We start from the raw sequence: 4170 nt of genomic DNA on the forward strand, positions 1-4170 counted from the left end.
TGGTTCGATCGGCTGGGCTTGCCCCGTCTCTCATGACCTCAACCTCTCGAACCGCCCGGTGCGGACCCGCATGCCGGGTGGTGTGGCAGGGGAGCGACCCAAAAGGTCGCCCCCTATGCCGACCCGCCGATCGACACCAGCACCGCATAGGTGCCCGCGCCGGCTCCCATCCATCCCGCGTCTGACAAAAGGCGCTGTGCGACCGCGAGCGAATCCGCCGGGGCGGCGGTTGCGAATTGCAATAATGGCGAGGGCGCGCGCGCGGCACCGAAGCGCCACACGACGATCATGACCGCTGCCACTACGAGCGTCGCGAGCAGGAGTGCTGTACTCCAGGCCGGCAGCTTCAGTTGGCGGTCGAGTTGGATTGACACGAAAGTCGCCGCGCCGAATGCGGCTACAATGGCAATATTCGAATTCTCTGCGGCGGCCAATCCTGCCCCGCAGATCAGAACACCGCTCTTGCAAACAGCAATGTCCGGCGGCCTCCGTCCCGCTCAAGGCCGACAGCGCCAGCTGTGAGCGACAGTATCAGTCCAAGCGCACTCGCAGCGCCAAGAACGTCCTGTGGGTTGCCAAGTGCAAAGACCAAGACGTGCAAAAACGGTCGGCGAGAAGCGCAACGACGGTCAGGATTGTCATCGCACCGAGCAGGATGAAAAGTCGGCCCGCACGCCGGTGATTTCCCGCAACGAGGGCGCTCGTGAGGATCAGCTCGATGTTGGCGAGCTAGAAAGCCAGCGCCTCGACGCTGATATGACCCCCGCCTTGGTGCCCAGCGCTTCGTTGCTGTTGATCCAGATGGTGTGAGAAAGTTGCGGCAGGGGCATCGGCAACAGTTGGATGATCATCCAGAGGACGGGAATTGCCGCCGCAAGTCCGAGCCGCCGCGTGACCTGGGCGGCGAATTGGACGTCGACGGCCCGCGCGGCTACGCCGGCCGCAGCCATGGTGACGGCCGCGAGCGCTCCCGCCAGGGATTGCATGACGAGCCCATCCCATATCGCCAGGACAGGAAAAAGCGCGATTAGTACTGAAAGGAGGAAAAAGGCGATCGGCAAGTCACGCGCACCGGATTTTAAATGGCAATAACCGACGATACACGTAACTTCAAACGCCGCAACGCGCTGGCTGTATGCACGCCTCTAATTGGGCGTTGGCTTGATGAGATGTCAGCCGTGTGGCGTGGCCGGGGTCGAACGCAGCCAGCGTTTCGGTGAGGTCCGAGCGGCGACGACGGACCACCGTGTGAGCAGGCCACCGAGATAACCGATCTGGATCATGAGAACGGCAAGGACGCCCGCAAGGAGCGCCGGCTCGACGGCTGCTTGCGCCAATCCAACGATGACGGCCGTCACGGCGAAGGCGAGAGGGGCAACCGGAAACAGCACCCGGACCTTGAAGCGCATGCCTAGGACGGCGCCAATGAGTGAATTGCAAAGAACGGCCATCAGCATGCGGAAGGCTCTCCTCGCCCGATCCTCGGCGGAAGTCGTCTAAGATTCAGTTAAGGGGATTGTTAAAACTAGCACGCGTTGCAGACGAAGCAACGGTTACCGGGGCGGACATTTCCCGGACAATCGCGCCATGGCCGGACCGATTCCGTAGCGCATCCGCAAGCGCCGAGGTGTTGCCAGGGGGAATGACGATGCCGCCTCCGGCTAACTCTGCCGCAAGTCCGGTGTCAGGCCGCGCCATCACGATCACAGGACGACCGGTTGCGAAGATGCCGCCGAGCTTCGAGGGAAGCACCAGGTTGGCCGCCTCGACCCGTTGCGGGATCAGGTGAGCATCTGCCGTTTTCGAGAGTTCAGCGAAGGTCTCGCTCGGCTGCAAGCCAAGAAACTGAATATTGCCGAGACTTTCCGACATACTTTGCAGCATCGCCTTATGCGGGCCTTCGCCGCACGTCACGAACCTGATCGATGAGCCCGCTTGATCAAGCGATCGTGCTGCCTCGACAATCAGGTCTAGTCCCTGCTTGTTGGACATGTGCCCGAATAGAGTGCGACGAAATGCGATGCACCGAGATTCAATTGCCGCCGAAAGCCGGTGAGCCTGTCGCCTGGCGCGATCTGGCTTGTATCGGTCCAGTTGCGAATTTCGTAAATCTTCTCGCGGTCCACCCCTTTGGATGCCAGCCGGTCGAGCATTTGCGGCGAGATGGTCGAAACACAACCGAACGATTTGAGAATACGCCGTTCCACCGCGATCATGGGTGCTCTCAGCCGTCTATTGCCGAGGAGGCCGAGATCGAAGGCGGCCGACTTCGAAGTCCTGCAGGTGCAGCCACGAAGTTGCGCCGATGCGCCGCGCGATCCACGCCGAAAACGCTGCCGACATTAGTGAAGGCGCGACCGAAAAGACGACATCGGGCCGCCAGCGCGGCTGAGACAGTCGGCCACAGGCTCGTCAACGCAAACGAGGCGTGATGGACAAAGACGCTTGGCCCCGGTCGGCTGTGCGGGCACATAAATCGGCGCCCGCGTCACGGGGACATTATTGATGACTTCGGAGCGGTAGCCCCGGCTGCGGTAGGTAGCTGGAATGTTCCATTTGGGATAATAGGGAGGGGCGGTGATGACACGCCACCTCGTGCCCGAGCCACGTCAGTGCCTCGCAAAGCTCGGTATTATATTTCGCTACTCCGATGAAGTCGGGCGCGTAATTGATTCCAACGAGCAGAATACGCATAGCGGTTACGTCTCAGCCTTCGATTGGTCGCCGGCAACACGGACGCACGAAGACATCGAAAAACGTAGCCCGCTCTCTTTCGAATCTGCAATCAGCGTGCCGCGCTTGGCCATAGTGATTTTTTTTCACAAAATGCAACGCCGCTGCCGTCTTTTTGCAATGCACCATCCTAGCAGGACGGGCCGGCTGCGTGCCACAATTGTCACGGTAGTATTAATGGGCCGAGCTGCCTTCAAAACCAGCGGGCTGTGCCCACCGAGAGGCCCTTTGTGCGTCAGTAGGCTGCCGTCTGCCGCAGCGCGACGATCGCGGTTTGCAGGACGATCCTGAGATCGAGCATCGGGCTCCAGTTGTTGATGTACCAGAGATCGTACTCGACGCGACGTTCCATCTGCTCGATCAGCTTGGTTTCGCCGCGGTAGCCGTTGACTTGCGCCCAACCCGTCAGTCCCGGTTTGACGTGATGCCGGAATGCGTAATTGGCGATCAGGTTTTCATATTCGGTATTGTGTAACGTCGCGTGGGGGCGGGGGCCTACCAGCGACATGTGGCCGAGGATCACGTTGAAAAGTTGCGGCAGCTCGTCGATGCTCGAACGGCGGAGCCAGCGGCCGACGCGGGTCACGCGTGGATCGTTGCGTGTTGCCTGGCGGACCTCAGCTCCATCCTCAAGCACATGCATGGTCCTGAATTTGAAGATATTGAAAGCATGGCCGTTGAAGCCGTTACGGCTTTGCCGGAAGAACACTGGACCGCGGGAATCGAGCTTGATGAGCAATGCGGTGATCAGCATCAGCGGTGCAAGCATAACGAGGCCTGCGGTTGCCAAGCTGACATCGAAGAAGCGTTTGGCCGCGCGCTCGGTGGTCGACAATGGCGGACGTCGCAGGTTAAGCGCCCAGGTGCTTCCGATATGTGCGGTTGGATAATTGAGAAATCGCGCCGCGCTCGCGTCGGGTACGAGATGAACCGAGAGCGGCAGCACTGCCAACGCGTCGAGGATGGAGTCGATCGCCCGATGATGCTGCCAGCCGACCGATAGGTAAACATCTTCGATGTGCTGGTGGCGGGCCATCTCGATCACCTCTGCGAGCTTTACCTGCAGCGAACCCGGGACGCCCAGCGCCGTAACTTCCTGGGCGGTGATTTCGCAGATCTTCACCGGCTGATAGCCGTAGCGCTGAAGCTCCTGCATCGATCGTGATGACAGGCTCTTGTCTTGCTGGGTGATGACGATAACGTTTTTCTTGGCAAAGGAGCCGGTCGCAAGCGCCGTCGAGATCAAACGAGCCACCAACTGGCGCCAGCATGTCAATGCGGCAAGGCCTGCCACGAAGAACAGTATGGTCGAACCGCGGGAGAATCCCTCGCTGATCTTCATGACAAAACCGGCGATGGCGAGCATCGCGAATATCGCGCCCCAAAACAGGGTCGTGTCGCGAGCTTGCCTGACGAATTGCGCAAGGGCCTTGAGGC

Annotated in this window: 6 protein-coding genes; all 6 read right to left on the reverse strand. The window is 60.3% G+C overall.

The genetic code is table 11. The features are described 5' to 3' along the window. Positions 1 to 113: 113 nt before the first annotated feature. Positions 114 to 374: a hypothetical protein gene (locus ABSE61_RS36330; protein WP_423875973.1), complete on the reverse strand. Its 261-nt coding sequence runs from the start codon at positions 372 to 374 to the stop codon at positions 114 to 116. A 336-nt stretch (positions 375 to 710) separates the two neighbouring features. Further along, positions 711 to 986 carry a hypothetical protein gene (locus ABSE61_RS36335; protein ID WP_423875974.1) on the reverse strand — a complete coding sequence of 92 codons (276 nt, stop codon included), beginning with the start codon at positions 984 to 986 and terminating at the stop codon, positions 711 to 713. Positions 987 to 1172: 186 nt separating this feature from the next. Next, a complete protein-coding gene (locus tag ABSE61_RS36340; RefSeq protein WP_423875975.1) occupies positions 1173 to 1457 on the reverse strand; it encodes a hypothetical protein in 285 nt (94 codons plus the stop codon). Between the two features lie 46 nt (positions 1458 to 1503). Continuing rightward, a complete protein-coding gene (locus ABSE61_RS36345) occupies positions 1504 to 1992 on the reverse strand; it encodes a glycosyltransferase (RefSeq protein WP_423875976.1) in 489 nt (162 codons plus the stop codon). After that, the gene (locus tag ABSE61_RS36350) at positions 1971 to 2216 is read right to left on the reverse strand and encodes a hypothetical protein (RefSeq protein WP_423875977.1); all 246 of its coding nucleotides are present in this window, start codon (positions 2214 to 2216) and stop codon (positions 1971 to 1973) included. The genes ABSE61_RS36345 and ABSE61_RS36350 overlap by 22 nt, the downstream gene beginning before the upstream one ends. A 752-nt stretch (positions 2217 to 2968) precedes the next feature. Then, on the reverse strand, positions 2969 to 4170 hold a 1202-nt coding region (locus ABSE61_RS36355; protein WP_423875978.1), incomplete at its 5' end, for an undecaprenyl-phosphate glucose phosphotransferase.

The organism is Bradyrhizobium sp. (assembly GCF_049519115.1).
GTDB lineage: Bacteria > Pseudomonadota > Alphaproteobacteria > Rhizobiales > Xanthobacteraceae > Bradyrhizobium.

Bases quoted from the DNA above. Each gene is read 5' to 3' on its own strand.
- ABSE61_RS36340 (WP_423875975.1), bottom strand. From the start codon at position 1,457: ATGCTGATGGCCGTTCTTTGCAATTCACTCATTGGCGCCGTCCTAGGC.
- ABSE61_RS36350 (WP_423875977.1), bottom strand. From the start codon at position 2,216: ATGATCGCGGTGGAACGGCGTATTCTCAAATCGTTCGGTTGTGTTTCG.
- ABSE61_RS36345 (WP_423875976.1), bottom strand. From the start codon at position 1,992: ATGTCCAACAAGCAGGGACTAGACCTGATTGTCGAGGCAGCACGATCG.
- ABSE61_RS36335 (WP_423875974.1), bottom strand. From the start codon at position 986: ATGCAATCCCTGGCGGGAGCGCTCGCGGCCGTCACCATGGCTGCGGCC.